The sequence below is a fragment of the Anatilimnocola floriformis genome, assembly GCF_024256385.1.
Classification (GTDB): Bacteria; Planctomycetota; Planctomycetia; order Pirellulales; family Pirellulaceae; genus Anatilimnocola; species Anatilimnocola floriformis.
This window is the reverse complement of sequence record NZ_JAMLFW010000001.1, coordinates 3,845,763-3,869,337: the sequence shown is the minus strand read 5'-3', so window position 1 is coordinate 3,869,337 and position 23,575 is coordinate 3,845,763. Positions and strand designations below refer to the sequence as shown.

At 56.8% G+C, this 23,575-nt stretch carries 28 protein-coding genes; 15 read left to right on the top strand and 13 right to left on the bottom strand.

The window, feature by feature from the left end; genetic code table 11:
* Window positions 1-321: 321 nt before the first annotated feature.
* From M9Q49_RS14910 to M9Q49_RS14895, 4 genes are all read right to left on the bottom strand, one after another.
* Window positions 322-741 carry an HNH endonuclease gene (locus M9Q49_RS14910; protein ID WP_315861179.1) on the bottom strand — a complete coding sequence of 140 codons (420 nt, stop codon included), beginning with the start codon at window positions 739-741 and terminating at the stop codon, window positions 322-324.
* Between the two features lie 5 nt (window positions 742-746).
* Window positions 747-1,016, bottom strand: a complete 270-nt coding sequence (locus M9Q49_RS14905) for a hypothetical protein (RefSeq protein WP_254509550.1) — start codon at window positions 1,014-1,016, stop codon at window positions 747-749.
* Window positions 1,017-1,094: 78 nt separating this feature from the next.
* The gene (locus M9Q49_RS14900) at window positions 1,095-1,358 is read right to left on the bottom strand and encodes a hypothetical protein (protein WP_254509549.1); all 264 of its coding nucleotides are present in this window, start codon (window positions 1,356-1,358) and stop codon (window positions 1,095-1,097) included.
* A 49-nt stretch (window positions 1,359-1,407) separates the two neighbouring features.
* The gene (locus M9Q49_RS14895) at window positions 1,408-1,614 is read right to left on the bottom strand and encodes a hypothetical protein (protein WP_254509548.1); all 207 of its coding nucleotides are present in this window, start codon (window positions 1,612-1,614) and stop codon (window positions 1,408-1,410) included.
* A 349-nt stretch (window positions 1,615-1,963) separates the two neighbouring features.
* Between M9Q49_RS14895 and M9Q49_RS14890 the strand changes: the two genes are divergently transcribed.
* On the top strand, window positions 1,964-2,248 hold the full coding sequence (locus tag M9Q49_RS14890) for a hypothetical protein (protein ID WP_254509547.1): 285 nt from the start codon (window positions 1,964-1,966) through the stop codon (window positions 2,246-2,248).
* Between the two features lie 63 nt (window positions 2,249-2,311).
* On the opposite strand, the gene M9Q49_RS14885 is transcribed toward M9Q49_RS14890, so the two are convergent.
* From M9Q49_RS14885 to M9Q49_RS14875, 3 genes are all read right to left on the bottom strand, one after another.
* Window positions 2,312-2,998 carry an ankyrin repeat domain-containing protein gene (locus tag M9Q49_RS14885; protein WP_254509546.1) on the bottom strand — a complete coding sequence of 229 codons (687 nt, stop codon included), beginning with the start codon at window positions 2,996-2,998 and terminating at the stop codon, window positions 2,312-2,314.
* Between the two features lie 205 nt (window positions 2,999-3,203).
* A complete protein-coding gene (locus tag M9Q49_RS14880) occupies window positions 3,204-3,563 on the bottom strand; it encodes a hypothetical protein (RefSeq protein ID WP_254509545.1) in 360 nt (119 codons plus the stop codon).
* A 77-nt stretch (window positions 3,564-3,640) separates the two neighbouring features.
* On the bottom strand, window positions 3,641-4,546 hold the full coding sequence (locus tag M9Q49_RS14875; RefSeq protein ID WP_254509544.1) for an ArdC family protein: 906 nt from the start codon (window positions 4,544-4,546) through the stop codon (window positions 3,641-3,643).
* Between the two features lie 540 nt (window positions 4,547-5,086).
* Between M9Q49_RS14875 and M9Q49_RS14870 the strand changes: the two genes are divergently transcribed.
* The 3 genes from M9Q49_RS14870 to M9Q49_RS14860 all read left to right on the top strand — a co-directional run bounded on the left by M9Q49_RS14870 (window position 5,087) and on the right by M9Q49_RS14860 (window position 9,176).
* On the top strand, window positions 5,087-5,962 hold the full coding sequence (locus M9Q49_RS14870) for a Shedu immune nuclease family protein (protein WP_254509543.1): 876 nt from the start codon (window positions 5,087-5,089) through the stop codon (window positions 5,960-5,962).
* Window positions 5,963-6,106: 144 nt separating this feature from the next.
* A complete protein-coding gene (gene mobF / locus M9Q49_RS14865) occupies window positions 6,107-8,749 on the top strand; it encodes a MobF family relaxase (protein ID WP_254509542.1) in 2,643 nt (880 codons plus the stop codon).
* Window positions 8,739-9,176 carry a hypothetical protein gene (locus M9Q49_RS14860; protein ID WP_254509541.1) on the top strand — a complete coding sequence of 146 codons (438 nt, stop codon included), beginning with the start codon at window positions 8,739-8,741 and terminating at the stop codon, window positions 9,174-9,176. The genes mobF and M9Q49_RS14860 overlap by 11 nt, the downstream gene beginning before the upstream one ends.
* On the opposite strand, the gene M9Q49_RS14855 is transcribed toward M9Q49_RS14860, so the two are convergent.
* The 3 genes from M9Q49_RS14855 to M9Q49_RS14845 all read right to left on the bottom strand — a co-directional run bounded on the left by M9Q49_RS14855 (window position 9,166) and on the right by M9Q49_RS14845 (window position 11,894).
* The gene (locus tag M9Q49_RS14855; protein WP_254509540.1) at window positions 9,166-10,128 is read right to left on the bottom strand and encodes a tyrosine-type recombinase/integrase; all 963 of its coding nucleotides are present in this window, start codon (window positions 10,126-10,128) and stop codon (window positions 9,166-9,168) included. The two genes, M9Q49_RS14860 and M9Q49_RS14855, sit on opposite strands and share 11 nt — an antisense overlap.
* 106 nt (window positions 10,129-10,234) lie before the next feature.
* Window positions 10,235-10,903: a hypothetical protein gene (locus M9Q49_RS14850; protein ID WP_254509539.1), complete on the bottom strand. Its 669-nt coding sequence runs from the start codon at window positions 10,901-10,903 to the stop codon at window positions 10,235-10,237.
* A gap of 109 nt (window positions 10,904-11,012) precedes the next feature.
* Window positions 11,013-11,894 (bottom strand): helix-turn-helix domain-containing protein, encoded by an 882-nt coding sequence (locus M9Q49_RS14845; RefSeq protein WP_254509538.1) that lies wholly within the window; start codon window positions 11,892-11,894, stop codon window positions 11,013-11,015.
* Window positions 11,895-12,010: 116 nt separating this feature from the next.
* On the opposite strand from M9Q49_RS14845, the gene M9Q49_RS14840 reads away from it, so the two are divergent.
* The 10 genes from M9Q49_RS14840 to M9Q49_RS14795 all read left to right on the top strand — a co-directional run bounded on the left by M9Q49_RS14840 (window position 12,011) and on the right by M9Q49_RS14795 (window position 20,107).
* A complete protein-coding gene (locus M9Q49_RS14840; protein ID WP_254509537.1) occupies window positions 12,011-12,562 on the top strand; it encodes a hypothetical protein in 552 nt (183 codons plus the stop codon).
* A 46-nt stretch (window positions 12,563-12,608) separates the two neighbouring features.
* The gene (locus tag M9Q49_RS14835; protein ID WP_254509536.1) at window positions 12,609-13,007 is read left to right on the top strand and encodes a hypothetical protein; all 399 of its coding nucleotides are present in this window, start codon (window positions 12,609-12,611) and stop codon (window positions 13,005-13,007) included.
* 436 nt (window positions 13,008-13,443) lie between these two features.
* Window positions 13,444-13,974 (top strand): hypothetical protein, encoded by a 531-nt coding sequence (locus M9Q49_RS14830; protein WP_254509535.1) that lies wholly within the window; start codon window positions 13,444-13,446, stop codon window positions 13,972-13,974.
* Window positions 13,975-14,320: 346 nt separating this feature from the next.
* Window positions 14,321-15,289: a hypothetical protein gene (locus M9Q49_RS14825; RefSeq protein ID WP_254509534.1), complete on the top strand. Its 969-nt coding sequence runs from the start codon at window positions 14,321-14,323 to the stop codon at window positions 15,287-15,289.
* A 36-nt stretch (window positions 15,290-15,325) separates the two neighbouring features.
* On the top strand, window positions 15,326-16,123 hold the full coding sequence (locus tag M9Q49_RS14820; protein ID WP_254509533.1) for a hypothetical protein: 798 nt from the start codon (window positions 15,326-15,328) through the stop codon (window positions 16,121-16,123).
* A gap of 97 nt (window positions 16,124-16,220) precedes the next feature.
* A complete protein-coding gene (locus M9Q49_RS14815) occupies window positions 16,221-18,068 on the top strand; it encodes a type IV secretory system conjugative DNA transfer family protein (protein ID WP_254509532.1) in 1,848 nt (615 codons plus the stop codon).
* Window positions 18,069-18,071: 3 nt separating this feature from the next.
* Window positions 18,072-18,362 (top strand): hypothetical protein, encoded by a 291-nt coding sequence (locus M9Q49_RS14810; RefSeq protein WP_254509531.1) that lies wholly within the window; start codon window positions 18,072-18,074, stop codon window positions 18,360-18,362.
* A gap of 40 nt (window positions 18,363-18,402) precedes the next feature.
* Window positions 18,403-19,212, top strand: a complete 810-nt coding sequence (locus M9Q49_RS14805; protein ID WP_254509530.1) for a ParB/RepB/Spo0J family partition protein — start codon at window positions 18,403-18,405, stop codon at window positions 19,210-19,212.
* 10 nt (window positions 19,213-19,222) lie between these two features.
* Window positions 19,223-19,603: a hypothetical protein gene (locus M9Q49_RS14800; RefSeq protein ID WP_254509529.1), complete on the top strand. Its 381-nt coding sequence runs from the start codon at window positions 19,223-19,225 to the stop codon at window positions 19,601-19,603.
* A gap of 210 nt (window positions 19,604-19,813) precedes the next feature.
* Window positions 19,814-20,107, top strand: coding sequence for a helix-turn-helix domain-containing protein (locus M9Q49_RS14795; RefSeq protein WP_254509528.1), 294 nt, complete (start codon window positions 19,814-19,816; stop codon window positions 20,105-20,107).
* A gap of 72 nt (window positions 20,108-20,179) precedes the next feature.
* On the opposite strand, the gene M9Q49_RS14790 is transcribed toward M9Q49_RS14795, so the two are convergent.
* Together M9Q49_RS14790 and M9Q49_RS14785 are read right to left on the bottom strand one after the other, a co-directional pair.
* Window positions 20,180-21,658, bottom strand: a complete 1,479-nt coding sequence (locus M9Q49_RS14790) for a prenyltransferase/squalene oxidase repeat-containing protein (RefSeq protein WP_254509527.1) — start codon at window positions 21,656-21,658, stop codon at window positions 20,180-20,182.
* 37 nt (window positions 21,659-21,695) lie between these two features.
* The gene (locus tag M9Q49_RS14785; protein WP_254509526.1) at window positions 21,696-21,914 is read right to left on the bottom strand and encodes an H-X9-DG-CTERM domain-containing protein; all 219 of its coding nucleotides are present in this window, start codon (window positions 21,912-21,914) and stop codon (window positions 21,696-21,698) included.
* A 12-nt stretch (window positions 21,915-21,926) separates the two neighbouring features.
* On the opposite strand from M9Q49_RS14785, the gene M9Q49_RS14780 reads away from it, so the two are divergent.
* On the top strand, window positions 21,927-22,847 hold the full coding sequence (locus M9Q49_RS14780) for a DUF1559 family PulG-like putative transporter (RefSeq protein ID WP_254509525.1): 921 nt from the start codon (window positions 21,927-21,929) through the stop codon (window positions 22,845-22,847).
* A 143-nt stretch (window positions 22,848-22,990) separates the two neighbouring features.
* Here M9Q49_RS14780 and M9Q49_RS14775 read toward each other — a convergent pair whose 3' ends face one another.
* Window positions 22,991-23,551 (bottom strand): HEPN domain-containing protein, encoded by a 561-nt coding sequence (locus M9Q49_RS14775; RefSeq protein ID WP_254509524.1) that lies wholly within the window; start codon window positions 23,549-23,551, stop codon window positions 22,991-22,993.
* Window positions 23,552-23,575: the final 24 nt, after the last annotated feature.

The window sequence follows — 23,575 nt, the reverse complement described above, 5'->3', positions numbered from 1 at the left end:
AGCAAGGCAGTCAGACAGAAAGCCAGAGATCCAGAAATCAAGCGTTCCATCATTCAATCAGGCAAGTTTGCTGGCAACGAAGCAAGCCATCAATCTGTCGATCTTGAAATCTGGCATTCTTGAACGCTTTCATTCCTTCATTCCAGCCAGACAGAAATCACTTTTACCGTAAAACTCCTCCTTAGCAACGCTAAGGGAAGACGTCTGTTGCTTAAAGAAATTTTGACTGGCCTTTCAGTCAGTTAGTCGACTCAGAATGAGGAGGCCGCGGAAGAGCGAGCTCAAGCGCATCGTTTTTATACGCTTGAAGCGACGCGATTGCTAACTGAAAACCTGCGGCAGAGACGGAAAAACGCCTTCCGCCAAAAGTGCTTGGCGAAGAGTCAAGAGATTCGGATCGTTGATGGCCAGCACATCCACCGTGGCGCGACCGCTCGGTGTCAATCCGATGAGTTCGGCCCCGTTCCATTGAAAATGTGACTGCCAAGAGTCACGGCGGGGATGGAAGAGGGGAGCGATGGCGCGCGTCAGCGGATCGATTCCCGCGATGTTCGGGCCTTTGGAGCTATTGCAATAGACGCAGGCGAGGGCGAGATTTTCGAGCCCATTTTCCCCATGATGTTTCAAAGCGATGATGTGATCAACCTGGAAGGGGATACTTGAATGCATCTGAGCGAGAAGGCAGTACTCGCAATGGTTCCCAGCTCGGTCACGGACAAGGTCAGCAAGAGGATTGCGCACGAACGCTACGAACGGGTTTGCTGCAGGGCCAGGCGGGCTTTTGAATGCAGCAGGTCGAGCTGCATTCCCACGTGCCGGAAGTGCCGTAGCTCCTCTGCTTCGGCCGGAGTGAGTGATGCTGCTTGATTGCGATCAAGCAGATCCTGCATACGATCAAGGTCGATTTGCTCGAATTGCAGGTTGAGCAGGTAACGAGCAGCTTCAGGGACAACATCGCCGCGTTCCGGATGGATCACACGGGACCAGATTGCGTTTTCATTGCTCGGGGGAATCATATCAGCCTACCTCTGTCATCTTTGAGCGTGCCACAATAGCCGCGACTTGTAAAGAAAAGTCTGCGGCTACGGCGGGCGTTAGCGTCCCGCGAATTCTCTCATCCTGAACTTCGTGCCGAATGCCTTGTTGGCCGCCCGGAGAAACTGGGCCGTAGGTGCAGTGACTTCGCCCCAATTGGAATGACTGGAGGTGTCGTCGACTTCGGGCGTACCGTCGAGGAGCATCGGGCACCAGAATAATGTGGTCCGGTCAGTCGAGATTGCAGCAAAGCAACCAAGTTGTTCAAACGGAACCGCAAATTCATCGAGTTCGTGTAGCCAGTCTTCTTCTATTGCAGGCATTGGTGAGCTCCTTTCGTGTTGGGGGCGGGCCGAAGCCCGCCCTGGTGATCTATTCCTTCGTTTCGCTCGCGTTGCGAAGCGTGATTCGGCCGTCGAGCGGGATCGAGTCCAGTTGGATATTGAATCCCTGCCCATCGCCGTGGGGCCAGGCCGCCCCGATTCTGGTGAAGAAGCCTTTCTTGCCTTCGCGGTCACGCACTTGGTAGGCAATTAAGGAGGGTGCCTTGCCGCCGGAGTTTTCTGTTGATTCAGTCATTTGCAATTCCTTTCTTGGTTTGGGGCCACGCCCATCGCGGCCTTTACAGCACGACGACCAAAGCCGCTGTGAGCCGGGGCGAGCCTTGGCGAGTGACCTGGGCAAGCTGAAAATTGGGGGCGACCTTCAGGGGGAGCCGATTTTCTGCTTGCCAAGCCCGGTGGCGGCTTTAGCGTGCTGGAAATAAAGGCCGGGGTGTGTCCGCAAAACCAAGTCAAATTGCGATGAATCGCCGTCATCGCGGCCATGCAGGCACCGTAAGCGTCGAAATATGTTGACCGCCTGGGATGGGTTGTTCTAAGGAGAATTGGCCCCATGCAGGGGCAGCAACAACAAATGTGGCCGGGGCATGGCGGACGAGAATTCACAGGAAGTTGCAGGGCAGGGGCAGCCCTGGGCTAAGCGGCAAGCCGAAATTCAGGTCGGCGACCGGGTTTGCTACAGCCAGCGATTCCTGCAAAGCACCGGCCAGTACACTGGCGACGTTCCCTTCGCACGCGGGATCGTCACGGCACTCGTGCCGCTCGGATCAATCATGCTTGCGGAAATTGATTGGCAGAACGATGAATTGCCCGCTCGCGTAAACGTGGCGAATCTTTCGCGAGTGACGCAAAAGGGCATTCTCGATCGGTGATTCGAGGTGCTGCTGAGCAGCCATTCGGCACGAGCAAGATTGGCGACGAACGCGCCGAGAGAGTTAGTGGTCGGGCAGGCCGGCATTTGCTTTTCGATGCGCGGCATCTTCACTGTGGGTAGCTTTGGGTCTTGGAACCTGCAATGCAAAAGTTACCCCTTGCTTGCGCTGGTGGTCAGTCTCTTTGCGCAGGGTACCGGCAACCTCTGGACGGTTATATTCCACCGCCAGGGCTAGCGGAGTCCGTCCCGTGCCGTCCTTCGCCTTTATGTCCGCTCCATTGTCGAGGAGGAGTCTGGCAATGCCAGGATTTTTATAACAGGCGGCCCAATGAAGCGGAGTACTTCCGAAAGAATCATTCATATTGGCATCTGCGCCGTAAACGAGGAGTTGCGCAAGTAATCCCGGACGGTTGTTGCTGATTCCGAGGTGAAGCGGCGTGCATCCGAACCTATCCTTCGCATTTATGTCCGCGCCCTTTGTAACGAGCAGAGTGGCGATATCGACGCTTCCAGATTCGGCGGCGGTGTGTAGGGGAGTAAACCCGAACGAGTCCTTCGAATTCACACTCGCTCCTTTCTCGATGAGGAGCTTGGCGACGTCGATACTTCCAAATTCGGCGGCGGTGTGTAGGGGAGTACTTCCGCAAGAATCCTTCGCATTTACATTCGCGCCTCGCTTGATAGCCTCCTGGGCCCGAAGGATGTCGCCGTGCGTGGCGGCCTGTAGCAGTTGATCATCCGGTGCCATAACTCCTCTCCTGATAACTTTGTAAGAATTATTCGCTGCACACCGACCAAGCGCAACCAAAGAAATGTGACAATTCAATGACACCGGCACAGAAACGCCCGGCACGATGCCGGGCGAAACACGGGCAGGATGCCTTCGCGTTTGGAAACAAAAACGCCCCGGCGGTCAGCCGGGGCGTCGCTTCAAATGAAGGCGAAGGGTTGGCCTATTCGTCTTGCTCCTGGCAGTCGGGGCAGATGCCGACATAGTTTGCCGATGGCAGGTCAGGGGCGTACACAATCCCTGTCCAGCCTTGCCCCAGTGCTTCAGCCTCGCTGCCGATCTCCATGCCGGCGTCGCAGCGCTCGCATATCAGGCTGAAGGCCGCGGTGTTGGGCGTCGGCTCGTCCGTCCGGGCCAGTGCGTTGGCAACAGCTGCGTCAATGTCTGCCCTTTCATGCAGCGTCGGATAGAAGCCGCCGCGGGCAAACCACTCTTTCAATACTTGGGCAAGTTCGCGTGCTGCGACCAGGTCTCCGGCATTTAGTGCATCACATAAATCGAGATAGGCTTGGGTCGGGTCCATACGTGTATCCTGAAATGATGGCGTCGGAGAAAGAAAGCCCGGCCGCGATGCGGCCAGGCGAGTGATTGAAGCTGCCATCAGGCAGCAGGCTGCGGCTGAAAGAAGTGCAGATACTCGGCCGCCCGGCTGGCGTGCGAGGCGGCCGTAAAGATCGCCCGCTTGTCGTCCTTCAGTACCTTCAACCAGTTGGCAACGTAATCGGCGTGATCCTCCCGCACTTCCGGCGTAAGACGAAGATCAGCGGACAGAAACGCCGCTCCTAGCTCGGCGACGAGTTCCTCCATCGCATAGCCCTCATCGCCAAAGCGTTTGCGGCCAAACTCGCGATTCAGCCGCGAGCCGTGCCGCGTCCAGTGCGTCAGTTCGTGAGCCAGCGTCGTCGCGTGCGATTCAGCATCCCGAAAACTTTGAAAAGGCGGCATCTGAATGTGATCGCTGCCGATCGCGTAATAAGCCTGATTGCCCCCCGTGCGAATCTCCGCCTTGGTGTTGGCGAAGAATTGGTCTGCCCGCTCGATCCGCTGCAGCTGCTCCTTCGGCGGTTCCTTGAGCTGGTAATACCAGTCGGGCAGGTTCTCGCATTGCTCGACATTGAAGACGGTGTATTCCTTGAGGAAGGGAATTTCGCGTTCAACGTCCTGGCCGTTATCGCCCGCTTCCGTCTTGCTGAATTTGGAAGCATAAACGACCGGTGCTCCGCGTTCGCCTTTGCGGACGTGCCCGCCAAATTCCGTCGCCTGCTGATAGGTCATCCAGATTGGGCAGCTATAACCGCGGGTTTCTGCCTCGGCCCATAGCATCAGAATGTTGATTCCCTGATAGCGTTGTCCATTAAACCGCAACGGCCGGGTGATTCTGCCGGCAGCATGTTCGGCGTTCCAAGGCTTGAGCCAGGGCCGGACGCCCGCCTCAAGCTCGGCAACAATTCGATCAGTGACGCGAGTGTAGACGTCGGCTCGCTTGGTGGTGGTGGAAGTGCTCATGGTCTTCTGTCTCCTTTGAATGAAATGAAAAGAGCCCCGCGCTCTTTCCTTGAGCGGCGGGGGTCGAAAGACCACGAATCGAGGGGACAGGCAGTCAAGGACGGCCGGAGGGGAGGGGCACCCGGTCTGCACAAACGTTGCGAAGCACGCGTACTCGCGAGTGCGGAAGATTGGGGAGGTGCCGTGCAGGCCGCTTGTCTTGTCCTTGACGGCCTGGGGGATGCTCCCCACTCAAGTTTCACTGCGCCTTCGGCGGCAATTACCGGCAGCGCCGGAAGCACCAGCGGGCGGACGGAAGGCGATAGCCTGTCGCTGCTGCGACCGCAGCGAACGCGGAGTCCGGTAGCACGCGGCGGCGGACACGCCGGGTGCAGTTACGTTTGCCGACTCCCTTACGAACCGCACTCCCCGCTCATACAGCTTGCCTGATCGCCACGAGTGGACGACACGCTCCCTCGCCTTGCGTATGTTTCCTTCGCGAGACGATATCACTTTGCGTGTCACGCGCCCTGCACAGGGACTCACCCCACGGATCGAACCATGTCGCCGCTCGCCAGAACTTATCAACAGAAACGTGGTCCAGAAGTTCCCTCCTTTTCGGACTACGCCGACCGCATTTCGGCTGAATATGCCGCCTTGCTCGCCCAGGACCCGCAGGAATCGGAACTGCAGAAGTTTCTCGAACAGAATCCCTCAATGGTTCCCGGGTCGCGCACGCCTTGCGGAACCTCCGGACACTGGCCGCTTCACATGGCGGTCATTTCCCAGCCGCCGTTGCATGGCTTCAACGGTCACATTCCGGATTTCATGTGGCTCTCGAAGCACAGCGATAACTGGTATCCCGCGATGGTCGAGATTGAACGACCAGCGAAGCGGCTATTCACAGCGGCGAAGCGGCCCACCGCCGATTTCACGCAGGCGAGGAATCAATTGGCAGAGTGGAAGACTTGGCTCAAGGAACCCACCAATCAATTGAAATTTGTCGCGGATTACGGCGTCGCGCCGTCGGCGGCCGGCTTCTACCAAATGGGCTACCATTTTTTGCTCGTATACGGCCGACGAGCGGAATTCGAGACTGATCAGGAGCTGACTAAGCTTCGCAGCAACTTGCTGGGCGATGATGAAGATCTGATGTCGTTTGATCGCTTGTGTCCTGACGAAAGCCGAAAGTTGGCGGTGACCGTGAAGGCCACCGGTTCTGGAAAGTTCAAGGTCATTGCAGTGCCGGAGACCTTCGGCTTGCGTCCGGCCAACGCGAAGCACCTGTCGTCCTATACCGGTCTGGAGGAAGCGATCGATGCTAATCCCAACATTTCGCAGGAACGGGCTGCGTTCCTACGCGAGCGCATCGGCTATTGGTGCGACTGGTGCAAGGCCGGGAAGATCGGCGTTACTGGAAACGAGTTCGTCGAATGAAGTCTCCGATTATCGCCAAGTGTCTAATACGGACCCCGTCGGGTAACAGTGCAAATGCCATGTGAAGGCGATGCAAATCATGTGTTGCATCGGGCAGCCAGTAAATTGAGTTGCTGAATTTCGCGATTGCGCTATTGGTTGCACATGCTTCGCATCGTGCAAAATCGCAGCGCGGCCGGCGCCCAGAGTTACTACTCGAAAGCCGACTACTATTCGGAAGGCCAAGAACTGGTCGGCCAATGGGGCGGGAAGGGGGCTGCTGCGCTCGGCTTGTCGGGCGAAGTGGGCAAGCGAGAATTCGACGCCCTGTGCGATAATTTGCATCCCGGCACCTTGCGTCGGCTGACCGCTCGCCAGGACACCGATCGGACGGTTGGTTACGACTTTGTGTTCAACGCGCCCAAGGGCGTATCGTTAGCCTACTCGCTCACTCGCGATGAGCGAATTCTCGATGCGTTCCGCACGAGCATTGAAGAGACGATGAGCGAGTTAGAAGAGGAAGCGAAAACACGGGTGAGGGGCAAAGGCCGCGACGAAGAGCGCACTACGGGCAATCTTTGCTGGGCGGAGTTCGTGCACTTCACCGCGCGACCTGTCGACGGGGTTCCCGATCCGCATTTGCACGCTCACTGCTTCACGTTCAACGCTACTTTTGATGCGGACGAAGAGCGTTGGAAAGCGGGCCAGTTCCGCGATTTGAAGCGCGACGCGCGATATTTTGAAGCGGCATTTCATGCGCGCTTCGCTGAACGTCTGCAAAACCTCGGCTACGGCGTAGAACGCCGTGGCAAGGACTGGGACCTGTCCCACGTGAAGCCCGAAGTCACCGCGCGCTACTCGCGGCGGACGCAGTTGATTGAAAAAATGGCGGAAGAGAAGGGAATCTCGAACCCCGCTGCCAAGAGTCAACTCGGCGCGAAATCACGCCAGAGCAAATCCGAAGAACACACACTGCCGGAACTCCGCGAGCTTTGGAAGGAGCGGCTTTCGGCCGATGAGCAAAAAGCGATCGCGACAGTTCCCTCTGCGGTAGCGTGGAGCCAGGGCCAGTCGAACGATGGCCAATGGGCGGACCACGCAGTCGCCCATTGTTTTGAGCGAAATTCCGTCGTCGCCGTGAAAGACCTCTTGCAGGAAGCGTTTCGCCGCGGCGTCGGCCAGGTGAATGTAAATGGCGTCAAACGCGCCATGGCCGCTAGGGACCTGATTGAAGGGGATTATCGCGGCCGCAAACTGGCGACCACGCGAGAGGTTTTGTCAGAGGAAAAGTCCCTCATTCGCTATGCTAAGGCTGGCCGGGGCACGGCCGCCGCGCTTAATGGCAATTGGAAGATCCAACGGCAGTGGCTGAACCAGGATCAGCAAGATGCGGTGCGAAGGGTACTTACCAGTACCGACGCCGTTCAAATCGTGCGGGGCCGCGCCGGCACCGGCAAAACCAGTCTGATGCAGGAAGCGGTTGCCGGCATTGAAGCGGGCGGCCATCGAGTGTTCACATTCGCTCCGTCTGCGGAAGCTAGCCGCGGCGTTCTCAGTCGAGAAGGCTTCGCGGGGGCAACCACGGTTTCAGAATTGCTGGTCAATCAACAACTCCAACGGGACTCGGCCGGCCACGTCGTGTGGATCGATGAAGCCGGCTTGTTGGGAACCCGCACGCTGAAAAAAGTTTTCGACCTGGCGCAGCAACTTGATTGCCGCGTGGTGCTGTCCGGCGATTGGACACAGCACGGCAGCGTCGAACGCGGTGCTGCGTTGCGTCTTTTGGAACAAGAGGCAGGCCTTCGGCCCGCGTCGGTCCGGCAAAATTTGCGACAAGAGCCTCTCGAATACCGGGCCATTGTGGACATGATCGCCGAAGGGCAGATTGCTCCTGCAATCGACCGGGCCGATCAACTCGGCTGGGTGAGGGAGCTTGATGATGGCCACCGCAATATGGTCATCGCTCACGACTACGTCGCGGCCGTACGGGGTGGCGAATCGGTCTTGGTCGTCTGTCCAACGCATAGCGAAGGAGAGCGAGTCAGCCGCGCGATCCGCTCCGAGTTGAAGGAGCAAGGTCAGCTTGGCTGCAAGGATGAATCGCTCTTGCGGCTCATCCCTCTGCATCTCACGGAAGCCGAGCGCCGCGATTCAGCGTCCTATTCAGCCGGCGACGTCATTGTCTTCCATCAAAACGCAACCGGTTACCCGAAGGGAACTCGCCTGACGTTGACCGAGCAACCAAGCGAAGCGTTGCTTCGGCAGGCTTCCCATTTTCAGGTTTACCATGCGACGGAAATGCCCGTCGCAACTCATGAATTGCTTCGGATCACCGCGAACGGCACGACTAAAGACGGGCATCGTCTCAACAATGGGTCGCACTATCGAGTGGCCGGTATCACGGCTGAGGGCGACGTGAAGTTGGACAATGGATGGACAGTGAGCAGGGACTTTGGGATGTGGGCACCTGGCTATGTATCGACGAGTCATAGTAGCCAGGGGAAGACAGTCGATCGCGTCTTGATCGCAGAACCTTCGGCGGCCTTTGGCGCGGCGAGTGCGGAGCAACTTTACGTTTCCGCGTCGCGAGGCCGCAAAGGTATGCGTATCTACGTCGACGACAAAGAAGCGTTCAAGGTCGCAGTGCATCGCAGCAGCGACCGCGTAAGCGCTTCCAGCTTACTTGAAGGTGGAACTCAAAACGGAGAATTGAGGCGGCTACATGCGGCGCGACAAGAGCTGATTCGCCGTCAGGAGACAGCGGCGCGCGTACCTGAAAGACGATGGGAGATGGTCTATGGTCGATAACGTTTCCACTGCGATTCGGGATCTGCTGGAACGTAAACCCAATAAGTCAGACTCAGCCGAAGTCGTCGACGCTGAGGCCGTGGAGCCTGAAGAATATGCGGCTTTGGCCAACGGCCGGATTGGTAATCGTGCTCAGCTGAGCCTGGTCTTTCGCAAGGCCAGCGGCGCGGCCCACGCCTACAGTTACACGCATCTGTTTAGCGTTGAATCGGACAATCCGAACGAAGGCTTCACCGTGACCTATTCGGCGGCCAAAACGGTCGTCGTTCGGGGACAGAATTTGGCAATTCTGTTCGAGACTGTTTGCCGGCACCGGGCTGCCGAGATTGTCGAAGCGACGCGAGCCCAAGCGTTGGAGACAGCGAAGTTCTACCCGATCGTGACATCGATCGAACTGCCGGCCCGCACGTCGCCGCTCAAAGGATGATTCGTTCGATCTCATCCAGGCTGATCGCGTCGCTCGTACGATCGTAGAGCTTGGTGGATCGCGGCGATTCGTGGGCGGCAATCTGCTGAGCATGCTCTAGCAAACCGCCATTGGTCAGATATGCAGTGATACCTGTTGCTCGAAACGTGTGATTGCACGTGTTGGACGCCAAACCGGCGGCCAATGCACGTCGCTTCACCATTCGCAGGGAATCGGTGCGATGCATCCGGCGAGACGTGAGCGCGCCCGATTTGCTGACCGTGCGGAAGAGCGGCGAGTTGGGTTCTAGCATTGCTGCCGCGAGATAGGCGTCCAAGTATTCTTCGGCCTTGTGATGCGCAGGAACTTCGTGATGCTTGCCACCTTTCTCGTGCAGGCGAAACCACATTCGCCGCCCCTGCGAAAAATAGTCTTCCACATCCATTCCGACCGTTGCCGAGACTCTGGCAAAACTATAAACCATCGTCCCGATGAGAGCTCGGTCGCGAAGGCCAATGAGGGTGTCAGTTTCGATCGAATCGAGAAGGATGCGGGCATCGGCCGCAATCAGTACCGGTGTTTTTCCCTTGCGTACGACGTGCTTCGGACCGCGGACCGAAGCCGCCGGATTAAAAGGAACGATTTGTCCGGTAACGAGGTAATCGAAAAGCGATCGAATGGCGGCTAGGTGAAGCTTCACCGTCGGCGACTGCAGGTGAAACGCAAGCTGCTCGATGTAGGTCGCCACGACGAGCGGCTTGACCGACGTAAGAGAAATCGACTGGGACTCGCACCAGCTGAAGAAACGACCGATGGCCTGGGCGTACACCTTACGCGTGCCGCGATTGCGGATGCTGGCGGCGAAAAATTCCAGGAATCGAATGGCCGCGGCGTCGCCGGCGGTCGCGATCAGCGGCGGAATCGCCAAGTTCGCCGAAGGTTTCCCGTTCTTAACATTCAATAACTCGGTCATGCCGGTCATCCGATCTGGTTACCCGGATGACTATGCCACAGTTCTCGGTATCAAAAAGGACATTTTGATACGCAGTGACGGTTCAGCCAATGGTGTTGCGACTTGGTCACACCGTTGGCGAGACAAGGCCGGGATTGCTGTGGACGACATCCGCGTGCTCGGTAGCTTGTCCAGGATTCGCTGAAGGGGGCGAAGCTTCCACAAGGCGCAGTGCGTAAAGCGCACGAAGCTCATCACCGCAGACGTAAGCCAATCCGGCGAGTGTGGCGCAAAAGCCGGAACCCACTAAGAAGATATTGGCGAGTATCAATAGATTCACCTGGCGTCCTGGAGTGGGCGCATTGGGCCCTTGAAGTGACCGTTGGACGGCAGCTACAAAATGCTCCGTCTCTGGTGCGGTAGGCGCAACCTCATGCATTGCAGTAGCGAGGGCGGCAACGTTGCGCCGGAAGGCAATCATCGAATTGGTTTCTTGGGCGACATGGTAGTTGCACATCGCCAGGCCGAGCATGATCGGAATGACGTGCCGACTGCCGATCAAGTCCCACCGCCGAAACAGGATGAAGGCGATGTAAATCGGAATGGGCGCGAAGGCAATTCCTGCGCTAATCGCATAGACGACAGTCGCCGCTGTAGTGCGAGCCAGAACAGGTTGGAGAAGGTTGTGGTAAATTGTTGTCGAAGTCGCCGTAATCACAAAAAACGGAGCGATCTGCTTGGCAAACTCCGAAAGCTTGCTCCAGTTGAGTTTGGTCTTGCCTAGTTGATCTGACATCGGAAGACTCCAGGACAGCTCGACTAATCCGGGGGATGATACCGCCCCGCTGCCATCTGGAAGAATACCAATCGCCGAGCAATTCATGACCGAATGCCCGCAGCGACAACTATTTTTTTTTCTTGCGCACCGGCGACAGCGTATCAGCGTACGCTTGTGCCAAGGTGAAGAGTCCTTGTTTGTGCATTCCCGGTTCGCGCGTCCATTGGACCAATGCTAGCTCTAGCCATGTGATCAATAGCACTTCGTCGCGGTGCGTCATGAATCGCTCACCGATCACACTCCAGCCGACGATGGGAAACCATTTATCCCAATGCTTTGCAATCTTTCGCCGAGCCCAATGAAACGCCTCGGCGTCTTTTGCTGGCTTAATCGAGCTGTAATCCCATACCTGTCCGTCCAGGTAAGGCTTTCGAGCGGGATAGATCCCCGTGACGAATTTCCAGAGTGTTTTTTGTGGCGCAGTCAGCTGGGATACATGTTCGGTTGGCCAATCAATCAGTTCTACGGTTCCTTGCGCCACATTGAGCGGCATTCCAGCGCGGTTCAGTAACTCCAACAAGTCCTGGGGGCCGCTCGATCCTCGCTGAAAGACACGGTACTGACGATAAGCTTGAGTATGGAACGTGGCATATTGGGGTCCGAGGTCCTCGTCATCAGCAAGCAATTGCGCAAAGAGTGCCGGCCCCGCGGCCGGCATCGGCGGGATCGCTTTGAGGGAAATCGTGCCCGCGTCGTCAGCCATGACGTAACCGCCATTCCTGAGCCGACGCAGATTATTGATCGTCAGCTTGGGATCGGCCAATGCGCTCGCTGATCGGACGCGTAAGGCAGTGGCAATTGCATTGTGCGTGTCGGCTCCCACGGACATGCCTGCTTCCGCCTTTTGAAGGCTGCGCAAGCTGATTTGTGCGCGCTGCGCTAGTTCTTTCTGCTTGATGCCTTCGGCGTCGCGTAGGGCCTGGATCAATTTGCCATTGAGAACGGTCACGGTTGCTCCTGGAAATGTGCGCTTTTCGTGCGCCTCGCATTGTAACAAGGTTGCGAAAATGCATTGGTTGAATTGGCTTGACTGCAACGTGAAGTGTCCTAGCAAGGATGACCCCTATGCAGAAGGCTCGGAAGAAACCTCGACGCAAAGTACGTCAGCGGACGCAAGATTCTCCGTTTCAATTTCAGTTCTTGGTTGGAATCGGACTTAGTTGTGACTCGCCAGGTGAAATAGCGAACTCGCGAAACGGCTCCGGCGATCGAAAGAAGTCGACGCCAGGCGCATTGAAGCCACCGGGCGCAGTTGAGCTTCGGCTGGATGGAGATGACCCCAATGGGATGCTGAGACATTTTCGACTTTTCCATGAAGTTGGCTGTCAATTTCGAGCAGGCGTGAAATCATTTCGTTCGATCGCTCGGGCGTTGGAAACGTTAGACGTTGCCGGCAAGCTGCGGGGCATGAACGCCAGCATTTCGGCGCTTCGGCGAATGAGAATTGCAGTCGAGGAATACTTCGAAACGAAGCTGGATTTAGTCGACTTGTTTGCGACCGAGGGAATCGGGCATGGATTTCATGATTTAACGGAGGATGGATGGAACGCGTGGCGACTCGTTCGCGACTATCTCTTGAAGGCCGGAATGATTCACGAACCTCTTGACAAGTATTAAGGTCCGCAGCAAGGTCTCGGGGCAACTGCGAACTCGAATGGTGGAAATGGACCGACGCCTTGCAGATCTAGACATGTCCTCGATTATCTTTCCGAGTGACAAAGTAACGATTGCCGACCTGCGGAAACTGCGGCCCTACGCGTTCGACCATGGCTTTGACGGCGTGGATAATATCCAGCCGGTGTTCTTTCTTGAGCCCTTGAAGTCCGGACAGTCAATGGACACCTTGGGCGATCTGCTCTTCTTGGAACGTTGCGCGGTGGCCGTGGCTTATGCGCGCGCCGAAGGAATTGCACCACCCGACTGCGAATTCATCGACATGCGCGAGCTGCTGAAAGAGAAGTATGTCCGGCTAAAGCTCTCGTCCGGAATTCTCGAAGCAGAAGAACTTGTCCGCGATCTCGAATCGCAGGCAGCACGGCTTTCGCAAGCGAAGGGTCGCTAAGCGAACCATCTCCGTCGCGAAGCACAGACACTGTGTGAACTGTGATCTTTTCTGAAGCCAGTGTGCGCCTGTGGCGCAGCGGCGCGCCATCCGTGAACGCAGTTCTTGGCGCGTTCGGCCGCAGACATAAACTTCTCGCATGGGTTGAACATGTCACGACGCAAAGCGGTGGCAACGAAGGTTGGAACCGCGACTGCTTGTGACCTTGATCGAGGTTTGAGTAGATCCAGCAGCGAGCCCCAACGTGAATGAGACAGGTACTTCGACGCAGACGCCGAGCATCTACGATTGCTTGGCCCAACACCAGCGCAGCGAGGACTGGGAAGGTCGCAATCATGCGGCCGTACTACTGGCATGGACTAAACGGCTGAGGCAGGAGTTTAAACTCCAGCTAACCGAGGTAGCGCTCAAAATCGGCAACCTCCCAATTCATATCGTGACTCTCTTCCGTCCTGGACACAACGAGTTCGGCTTGCGGGGAGAGATCACGATCAATTCCCGGCAGCTAGCTCGCTTGCCGTTGGGAGCCATCCTTCCCTGGCTCGCTCACGCTGTACTACATGCCTGGCAACATGAGCACGGCCGACCTCCCGAGAAGGCTGATTGGCACAACAAAGAATATCGCGCCAAGGCAGCCGAAATCGGCTTGGTCGTTGCGGAAAATGGAACAACTGGCGTTCAGCGCGGCGGACCGTTCGCACTACTGGTGACGAGTTGCGGGATCGCCTTGGAATGGCAGGCCACCGCCGGCCGAATCGATGTCTACAGCGATGGGTTGAGAGCGCCGACAGGCACTCAGGTTCGCCCGAAAGGCAATTCGAAACTGAAGAAATGGATCTGCGATTGTTCTCCTCCCGTCAATGTGCGGGTAGCGATCGCTGAATTCCAAGCGTTGTGTCTGCGCTGTAATTCGCGCTTTCACTTAGAGGAATCGGCGTCCTCTGGTCCGCAAGAAGCGGACCGGTAGCAATTCTCCGTTTTCTTAATGATCACCGAGTGAGTAGAGCCGAAGGTGCGCGCACAAACCGTGAAAGCCGCAAACAAGTTGACCGTTTTCGCACGCAGGCGGCGGAGCCGGCCATTTACGATTCGCCTGCAATTGTTTTTTGGGAGTCATTGAGATGGGAAGCAAGGGATGTGGACTTGAGAGTGCCGTGCTGATTGTCACGGTCCTGGACCTGATTCTGCGGGATCGCAAACGCCGAAATCCGGTGTGACTCGCGACAAAGCGTAACCGCCGCCGAGCAGCAAGCTCGAACGCGGCCGTCGTATTCGAAGCGCGCAACTACGCGCTTCATGCTGCTGATTTTTGTGTGCTTTCGTTTTTCGTTTTCTGCAAAAGGATCTTAGTCATGAAGTCTGTGAAGAAAGTGCGTCGGGAAACATTGATTCAGTGGGCGATCACTTGGTGTGTGGCGATTGCTGTCGCGTGGAATGTCGCGATACCGCCGTCGCTGGCGCAGGAACGCAATCCTCCTGCCACACGCCAGGCGAAGTTGCCGGCTCATGTTGAGCGAATGGTCGCCGAGGCCGACGCGGATGCGCAAAAAGTGCTCAACGAGATCGAAAAACGCTACCGGGCGTTTTTCGCGGAACGTCGCTCTGCACAGCGCTTGCGGCCGTTCGTGAGTGACCTGATCGACATTATGGAGAAGTTCCGCATCGGCAAGGATGTGGTGAACAACGAAGCAAGCCAAAAGCGTATTCGCACGCTCATGCGAGAACGCATCCTCGACGACGAGCAATTCATCAAGATTGCGTCGTCATTTGCTGACTCGTTCAGTAAGTTCCTGGCGGATCAAGACGCGGGAATCTTGGTCGCCTTGAAAGTCGACGGCTCGATTCCGGCGAAGGAATTTACGAAGAGCAACTTGGATGTTGCCGGCTTTCGGCGTGAAGTGGCCGCGGCTGTGAACACAAGCGTCGAAGCGGCCCAAGCCGACGTCGGACGATTCGTCGCCAACATGGTGCTTTCCGATGTCCTGACTCGTGTTACGAAAGAGGTCGGCAAAGGATTCGGCGTCGTCCCCGAAGACGACAATTCTTTGGAAAGCCAAGCCATCGGCCTTGTTCTGGATCTCGTGATCGGCGCAGCGCTCGATCATGCCACCAATCCGACGGACAAGATCGTCTCGCAGCTGTCCGATCGTCTGGCCGCCGCTGAAGCAGCAATTCTCGACGGGACTGTTCAAAGGCCTGGTCTGTTTCGCGCATTGCGGCAGCTGTCCGCTGAACGGACGGCTAGTCGCCGCGCTGTACTCGGTGCGCATTTCAGTAAGTAAGCATTTCCCCTTCCCCCTTTTATTTCGAGGTGAACTATGAATCGACCTATCCTTTTATTTGCCGCCGGTGCGGTGATGTTGATCAGCACCGTGGCACACGCGCAGCTTGGAAAAGTGCTGCGCGAGGGCGCTGAAGCCGCCGGCAAACAAGTCTTTCGCAAGGGTGCTGCGGAAGCAGCGCAGGAGTCTGCGGAAGCCGCCGCCAAGGGAAGCCTGCAGTCCCTGGCTCGCAAATCAATTGCCGAGTCCACGACAACGATCGCACAGAAGTCTATTGGGAGCTTAGGCGACGACGCGGCGCGTGCGGCGGCACGGCATGCCGATGCGGTGGTGGCACCGTTAGTTAGGAGCTTTGGAGACGATGGTGCGAAAGCTCTAGCCAAACTCTCGCCAGGGAATGCTCGCCGGATGGCCATGCTGACGGATGAGCTTGCGGCGACTGGAAAGGGCGCGGAGTTCATGAAAGTCCTGTCCGCGAAGGGCGATGTTGCCGCCGAGTGGATCTGGCGCAACAAGGGATCGCTCGCGGTTGGAACGGTGGCCGTAGCGTTCTTAGCCAATCCCGATCCGTTCCTCGCGCAAGGTGGCGAGGTCACCAGCACGATTGTGAAATCGGCAACCAAAGACGTCGCCAGACCCCTCATCGAACGTACGGTCACCGAGATGGCAGTCACAACACGGGCAATGGGGCCGGTATTGGTCACCGGCCTCGCCTCTCTCCTGCCCGTTTTTGGATTGGTCGGAGCGGCAATGTTTGCCGCCGGAGCATGGGCCGTATGGCACTGGCAGTTGTGGCGATTCGCCGCGGACGTCTGGAGTTCCTGGACCAAGTAAGGCTGAGCGATGAAACGTGTCCGGTAGAAGCCTGCTCGCGACGTAGCGGCAGGCTTCGCTGGAACTGCTGAATCACATTTTTTTGCGAGATGCCCTCATGTACCGGCTTGCTCGATTGCTGTTTGTCTTGAGCTTGGCGACGTTGGCATTCAACGTGGCTGTCCTTTGCATCCTGATGGGACCCTGCGCTTTGCTCCTCGTCGCAGCATCGGTGGCGCTGATATTGGCAAAGAGCCAGTGGGGGCGGCTCACAACACTTGGCTCTGCGCAATGGGCAACGCGGGAGCACCTCGAAGCAGCCGGGATGTTGAAGGCCAGCTCGGGTCCAGTGCTCGGTCGTGTCGACCCGCTGCCATTCGGGAGTGTCATCAATCGCTTTCTGTCAGCACACTGCGATTCAGAAACCGCTTTTGACGATCTCTGGATCGCATTGCGACGAAAACCTGCTCCGATCTTGCGTCTGCCGCGGGCAGTACACACCGTTTATTTCGCGCCTAGCGGTGTCGGAAAAGGCGTTAGCTGTGTTGTTCCATTCCTGATGACGTCGCCCGACTCTTGTGTGGTCATCGACTTCAAAGGGGAAAACGCACTGCTGACGGCCGCGCATCGAGCTCGCGAGTTTGGCCACAAGATTGTGGTGCTTGATCCCTTTCAGGTGGCAACCAAAGAATCCGACACATTCAATCAGTTGGACTTCATCGATCCGCAAAGTCCTTACGCACTCGATGAGTGCAACGCGCTCGCGAAAGCGCTTGTTGTCCGGACAGGCGAAGAGAAAGAACCGCACTGGAACGACAGCGCGGAATTGTGGATCGCCGCCTTTATCGCGGTCGTAGTCTACTTTGGCGACCGTGACCGGACGCGATCTCTGCAGACAGTTCGCGAAATGTTATGCGATCCGGACCGGATGCAACTCGCTCTGAAGCTAATGCGAGAGTCAGACGTGTGGAGCGGAATGTTGGCGCGCATGGGCGGTCAGCTTGCGCACTTCGAAGCCCGAGAAAGATCGTCGACCCTGACGACCGTCTCGCGGCATTTGCGGTTTTTGGATACGCAGACAATAGCGGTCAGCACGGGCACCAGCACCTTCGACCCGCGCGAGTTGAGCCGCGGAAAGGCGACCGTGTATCTGATCCTTCCGCCGGACCATATGCGGGCTCAATCCGCGCTCTTGCGGATGTGGATCAGTTCATTGTTCCGCGCGGTTATTCGCGATGGTCTCGGTGAGCATCGCAAGGTTCACTTTGTCCTCGACGAAGCCGCTTCACTCGGTGCCCTCGAATGCGTCGAAGATGCCATCGACAAATTGAGAGGCTACGGCGTTCGACTGCACCTCTTCTATCAGAGCATGGGGCAGCTGCAAAAGTGCTTTCCAGCAGGCCAATCACAGACGCTGTTGAGCAACTGTTCGCAAGTCTACTTCGGAGTCAACGACAATCAGACAGCAGAATATGTGAGCACTCGCCTCGGCGAACAAACCATCATTGTGGAATCCGGCGGTACGAGCAGCGGCACATCTTGGCAGTCTTCCTCGGGATCCCAGGCTTCAGAGAGCAGTAGTGGTTCTCGAAATACTAGCCACAACTGGTCGCAAACGGCTCGGAAGCTACTAAAGCCGGAAGAGGTTATGGCGCTGCCTCAACGTGCAGCCATTACCTTCACGCCCGGCGTTCCGCCAATCATCTCAACGCTCATTCGATACTTCGAAGAGCCCTCGCTCGGCAAACGCACATCTTGGCTGCAGACCAAGTGGAACGCTTCGACGACCTTATTTGCGAGCGCTGCCTGGCTTTCGCTGATGGTAGTCGTGGCGCTCATGCTTTGCGAGGCGGCCAATTCACAGCAATCGCAACAACCGGCACAGGTGCCGGTTCAGCATCAACCCGTGCAACGCTGGCCGGGAGGTCCGGGCGGCGGAGTTCAACCAACCTGGCAAAGGAGATAGATCATGTCGATGCAGGAAACGGCGAAGCAACTTTTTAAGGGGCTTGGGGCAGTTAAGGAGGCAGCCTTGGCGATTGCACCAGGTCTGAAAGACTTGGGAGCCGATGTCGGCGCGGAAGTGTCTCGGCTGGGGACGCAGGGCTCGATGGAAATTGCCAACGTCCTTTTCAATGGCCAAGCATTCGTGCCTTACGGTCCTGGCCAATACACGCCCGACCAGCAGCAGAGCCAGCACCAGGAGCATTCGGAGCCCCAGCACTCGCTCGAACAGGAGCGAGGCGGTATCGAACGATAACTCACCACCCCTCACCCCCAAATAGATTTGGAGAGACCGAATGAAGTACGAGCACTCGCAATTGCAAGTAATCACGACCAAAGGCAATGTGAGAAAAAGCATCTCCGCGCTCGCGATCGCGGAACTCGCTGCCTCACTCAAGCAGCACGGGCAGCAGGTGGCGATTATCTGCTACCGGCATGGTGAATGGCTGATCGTCATTGATGGCCATTGTCGTCTGGAAGCTGCCAAGCAACTTGGCTGGGAGCGGATGCATGTTTGCATATTGGACGCCGAACCGACGCCACGGCAGCTCAAGATCGCTCAGCTGAACGTCAATTGCAGGCGGCAAGAGGTCAATGCCGTTGATCTTTATCAGAGCTATTCCGAGTTGGTTGCCGACGGAATGTCGCCGACAGAACTGGCTGCGTCGCTCGGCGTGCAAGCTGCAAAGGTGACGGGCATCTTGGCATTAGGCAAGCTGAGCCCCGAGCAACGCGAGCTGGTGCGCTCCGGAAAGATTCCGTTATCAACAGCGTACGCGGCAGCACGCCTGCCCGAATCGGAACGCGACGCCTGCCTTCAAAAAGTCGCGAATGGGGAGCTCACGCGCGACGAGGTCCAAGCGAAGGCAAAGCGCAAGAAGCCTGGTTCGTCAGTCGCAGGACTGCGTCGGGTGAATTGCGCCTTGCCGAACGCCGTCGTGACGGTCTCGGCAGAATCGGGCCTCGACTTGTCGTCTCTGATCGACACGCTCGATGACCTAATTCGCAGATGCCGCAAGGCACGGTCGCAGGGCTGGGATATTTCAACCGCAATGCGGGTGCTGCGCGATAGCGCTAAGCCTGCTGCACTCGCTTCACACTCGTAAGGAATTGGATATGTCGACTGCAGATATTGACAAAACGATTAGCGCCGAAGAGGAGCAGGAGCTGCGCGCGACGCTGACGCAGCGCCTTGTAAAGGAGCGCTGTGCTTCCGCGAAGAGTAACCAGGTCGATCTGCTAACTCTAGAGGCAAGGTTTACCTGCCAGTCGCTGCCCTCGCGGATTCTCACTTGGCTCGGAACGAGCGGGATCGCATTCCGGGGCGACGGCGCAACGCTGATGATGTTGCGTTTGACTTTCGCCCGCTTGCAAATATTCGCGGAATTCACGACCGGTGGCGAGCTATTCGCCGAAGAAGTGTCCCTGAACCGGCTGGATAAGCTTTCAGTGGGACTGCGGTTGTTGCCTCTGCCACGGCCGACCGCACAGCCATGAACACCACTCTGCGATGGTATTTCGTATGTAGCTGCAACGCGAAGTGGTTCTCCGACCGAAACTCCGCACGTTGACCACGCTGTGGTCGAAGAATCAAATCGGAAGTGCGCAGCCAAGTGCCTTGGCTGCGCACAAGAGCCGAAAACGGCACGACGAACACAACATCTCGAACAGCACTTCCCGCAAATGATCAGACGGGGGTAAGTGACCATGAATAGCACCCATGACGAAGTAGTCGAGCGTTTGGCCAGAATTGAGCAGGCGCTAAACTTACTTCTCCGCCAGGCTCCAAAGGAGTGGTACACGACAGCGGAAGTGGCGGAACTACTTCAGAAAGCAGAATTTACAGTCCGGGAATGGTGCCGACTTGGCCGAGTCAATGCAGCGAAGCGACGTGGCGGCCGAGGAACTGCAAAGGAATGGATTATCTCGCACGACGAGTTGCAGCGAATTCGCAACGAGGGCCTGTTAGTCGATCGTTTCCAATATCGACATCGTGCTTAACGGCGCAACCTGGCCGAATAACCGGAAACAAACGCCTTCGGCGTGTCGGACCGAAGCTCTTTGTGAAACTGTTCACTTTGTTGACGGCGTCGCCAACTCTTCGACGTTTCCCTTGAATGCTGCGACTACCTGCAGGTCGTCAAACTGGGTGACGGCATCTGATTTTGTCCACAAGCCGATCAAGCCAGCCTGAGCGAATTGATCATCTTCGGCTTCGAGCAAGAGCTTGTCATCCAGGTAGCCGCGGATATTACGGCCGTAGGTTACGATGCGGAGGGTCTGCCAGTCCACGCGATGGGGCACTTTGGCGGAATCCAATTGCGAGCGGACTCCGTCGACCACTTTGTAAACTCGAAAATTGTCTTCCAGTGGGTTCCAGCGGGCGATGTAGTAATTCTTTGGATCGGCATATCTCCAGACGACGCCGCCTCCTTGATCAAGTTCGCCAGAAATCGACTTGAGCCGAACGCGGACATCGACATTGATGCAGCGATAATCGGACAAGCATACATGGAATTGCTTGTAGGCTCCGGAACTAGAGCTCTGCACGAGGCCTGTCACGCCCTCGCGCTCAAATACTTCCCACCTGGCTGACAGGGCCGGCAACGAATTGGCGCAAGTCCAATGTTTCGGCAGCTCACCAAGTGGTACATCTTCAAATTGCCAGCGGCGGCGGGTTGAATTTGCGTCGGCTTGTTCCAGTTCATCGAGCCACGAGGTGATTATCGTGGCGTAATAAGTGCCGTGCAGGGACGAAGGTTCACTCGTCGTCCGTCCATAGCCACCATCGTTTTTTTTGCAGCGTGCGATAAAACCGCGCAGATCGTGGATGCGTTCCGGCAGTGCTTCCAAACGATGGAACAACCGCAATATTCGATAACAGGATTCCAGGTCAGAAGGATCTGGCGAATCGTTGCCGAAACCGCCGTCGGCGCGCTGACCAGAACGTAGGATCCGCAAGGTGGCTTCTCGCTCGACATTGCCTCCCAGCCGCTGAATGGCGACTCCGAATAGAGCGGTTTGTCGCGCCGCGGCCGGGCCTTCTCCAAACGAGCCATTGGCGCGTTTCTTGGCTTCCATCTCGCGTACCCATTTGGTCGCGCTGGGAACTGTGACCTGAAACTCCTCCAACGACGAAGCGACCATGCGAATCTGTTCAAATCCTTGCGTTTGCTCATCCATGAACTTCAGCCCGCGCTGCAAGTATTTCTCGGTTGGAAGCTTCAACTCTTGCGCGATCATCAGGCCAACAGAGGTGCTGATTGGATCCGGCTTGCCGCCCGGTTCGGAGGCAAAACCGCCCGACTTTTCGTCATAACAGGCCAGCAGAAAGGCGCCGACTTTCTCGCGATGGGGTATTTCCTTACCGAGCAAGCGAAATGCTCGCACAGCGGTACGGGTGGTGCGAAGGTTGGGTTTGGCGGTTTCGCCGGCCTTCAGCTGGTCGGAAATGAAACCGCCGTTTGGCTGCTGCGTAGTTCGCAGAAACGATGCCGCTGCTTCCGAGTGGACTTGGCCAACAGTGAGGATCAACAGTACGGCAGTAATCATGTCTATCCCAAGCGTATAGGTTTCCACAAACGGTCCGTCACTCGCCGGCAATGTCATCATCAGCCAGCAGTTGCCCGTCATCGCGATTCGTTAACCGGGCAAGCGTGAGACCGTTCAGTTTCAAACCGATGAAACGGACGGAGCCGTCGCACATCAGCACGTTGGCACCCTTCTCGTGGAAGCCGTAGATGCCGTAGAAGTTGTTGCAATTCACAGCGCAATCGCGGCCATCGCCACGTCCATGGCCTGTGGACATTAGGGGATTGCCATGAAGTCAAACCGCCTGGCGTTTACGTTGGTGGAGTTGCTGGTCGTTATCGCCATTATCGGCTTGCTCGTCGGTTTGCTATTACCAGCGGTTCAAGCTGCCCGTGAATCGGCTCGTCGCATCCAGTGTCAGAACAATCTGAGGCAAGTCGGGATTGCGACGCTAAACTTCGAGAATGCCCGCGTCGGCTTACCGCCGCGGCGACAAACGGTCACTCCTTTTCAAGGCTGGGGCACTTTCATCCTGCCTTACTTGGAACAGACCTCCATCTCGAATATGTACGATCTGAACAAGAACTTTTACGACGCCGCCAACGCTCCACTGATTCGCGTGAAATTGCCTGTCTTTGTCTGCACCAGCGCGCCATCCACGAACCGCGAGATTACTGTCATCGACCAAATGAACAACTCTACGGGCGCGATCGGTGCCGCGGGCGATTACTTCGCTGCTAACAGCGTTGATGCTGTGTGGTGGCCCGCTGCGCAAAAAGCAGCGGCTGCCGACACGGCTGAATGTCCTGCCTTGGCTGATAACGCTCGCCGGCGCTTGGCAGAAATCACCGATGGCACGTCGTCGACGTTGCTGGTCGCCGAGATGGCAGGCCGACCAGACAATTGGATCAAGGGACGCAGAGCCGACAGCAATGCGGCACTGCAGTGGCCCAACTGGTGGGGACCGTGGGCATCGTATCAGTCGTCGATCTATCGAACCTGGAGCGCCGACGGTTTGACGGTGAACGGCGGCGCCTGCACAGTTAACTGCAACAACTCCTGGGGTATTTATTCGTTTCATCCGAGCGGAGCAAACGTGCTCTTCGTAGACGGCTCCGTTCATATGCTGGCAATTGGACTTGATCGAGAAATCTTCGCTTCGATCGTGACCGAGAGTGGCGGCGAGATCATTCCGGGCGGGGCCTTCTAATTAGGATCGAGACTCACGGGACTGCCGAACAACACTCCGATGCCTATCGCGTTTCTGTGCGGCTGACTTCCCAAGTGACTTAAAGTTCGCATCAACACACTTCTGCCACTCGGTTAGACAACATGAATTCAGCAGCGCTAAAGCTAACTCGCTTCGGCGACCGGAGCAGTTGAGTAAAACTTTTGCAAAGCAACTGATCGGATCTGGTTATAGGAGGTCCAATCAAGTGCTGCATTGGCGACTAGGAACTGCATTTTTCCGATGGTTTTCCGGTCACGCAGATACTTCGATTTGAGTGTGCTCAGTTTTTCGAACGACTGCTGGTTCTTGGGCGTTGGAACTGGATAGCGGCCGTCCCAAACGATTGTCTGGGACAGGATTTCAAGTAAAGGAAGTTGTGAATCCGCAAACTTAACGCCGGCTGCCCTTGCCAACGATGAAAGCCCATGCGTCATGCCTGGCTCTTGACTGTGCGCGACAATGATTGCCTTGAGCAAAAGCTCGATCGACATCCCGCACAGCATTCGAAACGGCAATGGAAGTGCAACCTTGAACCGATAACTGGGGTCCAGGGCACACTCGGCGCGTAGTGTCGTGTCGTCGTTGTTCATCGCTGTCCACAAGACGGCAGCTGCACCATGCAGGTCCGAGGACTTGTTGAACCAGTAGTTCGGATGCAGTTTTCGCCCTTCGTAAGTCGCCATCGGGAATCTTTCAGAAAGGACTTT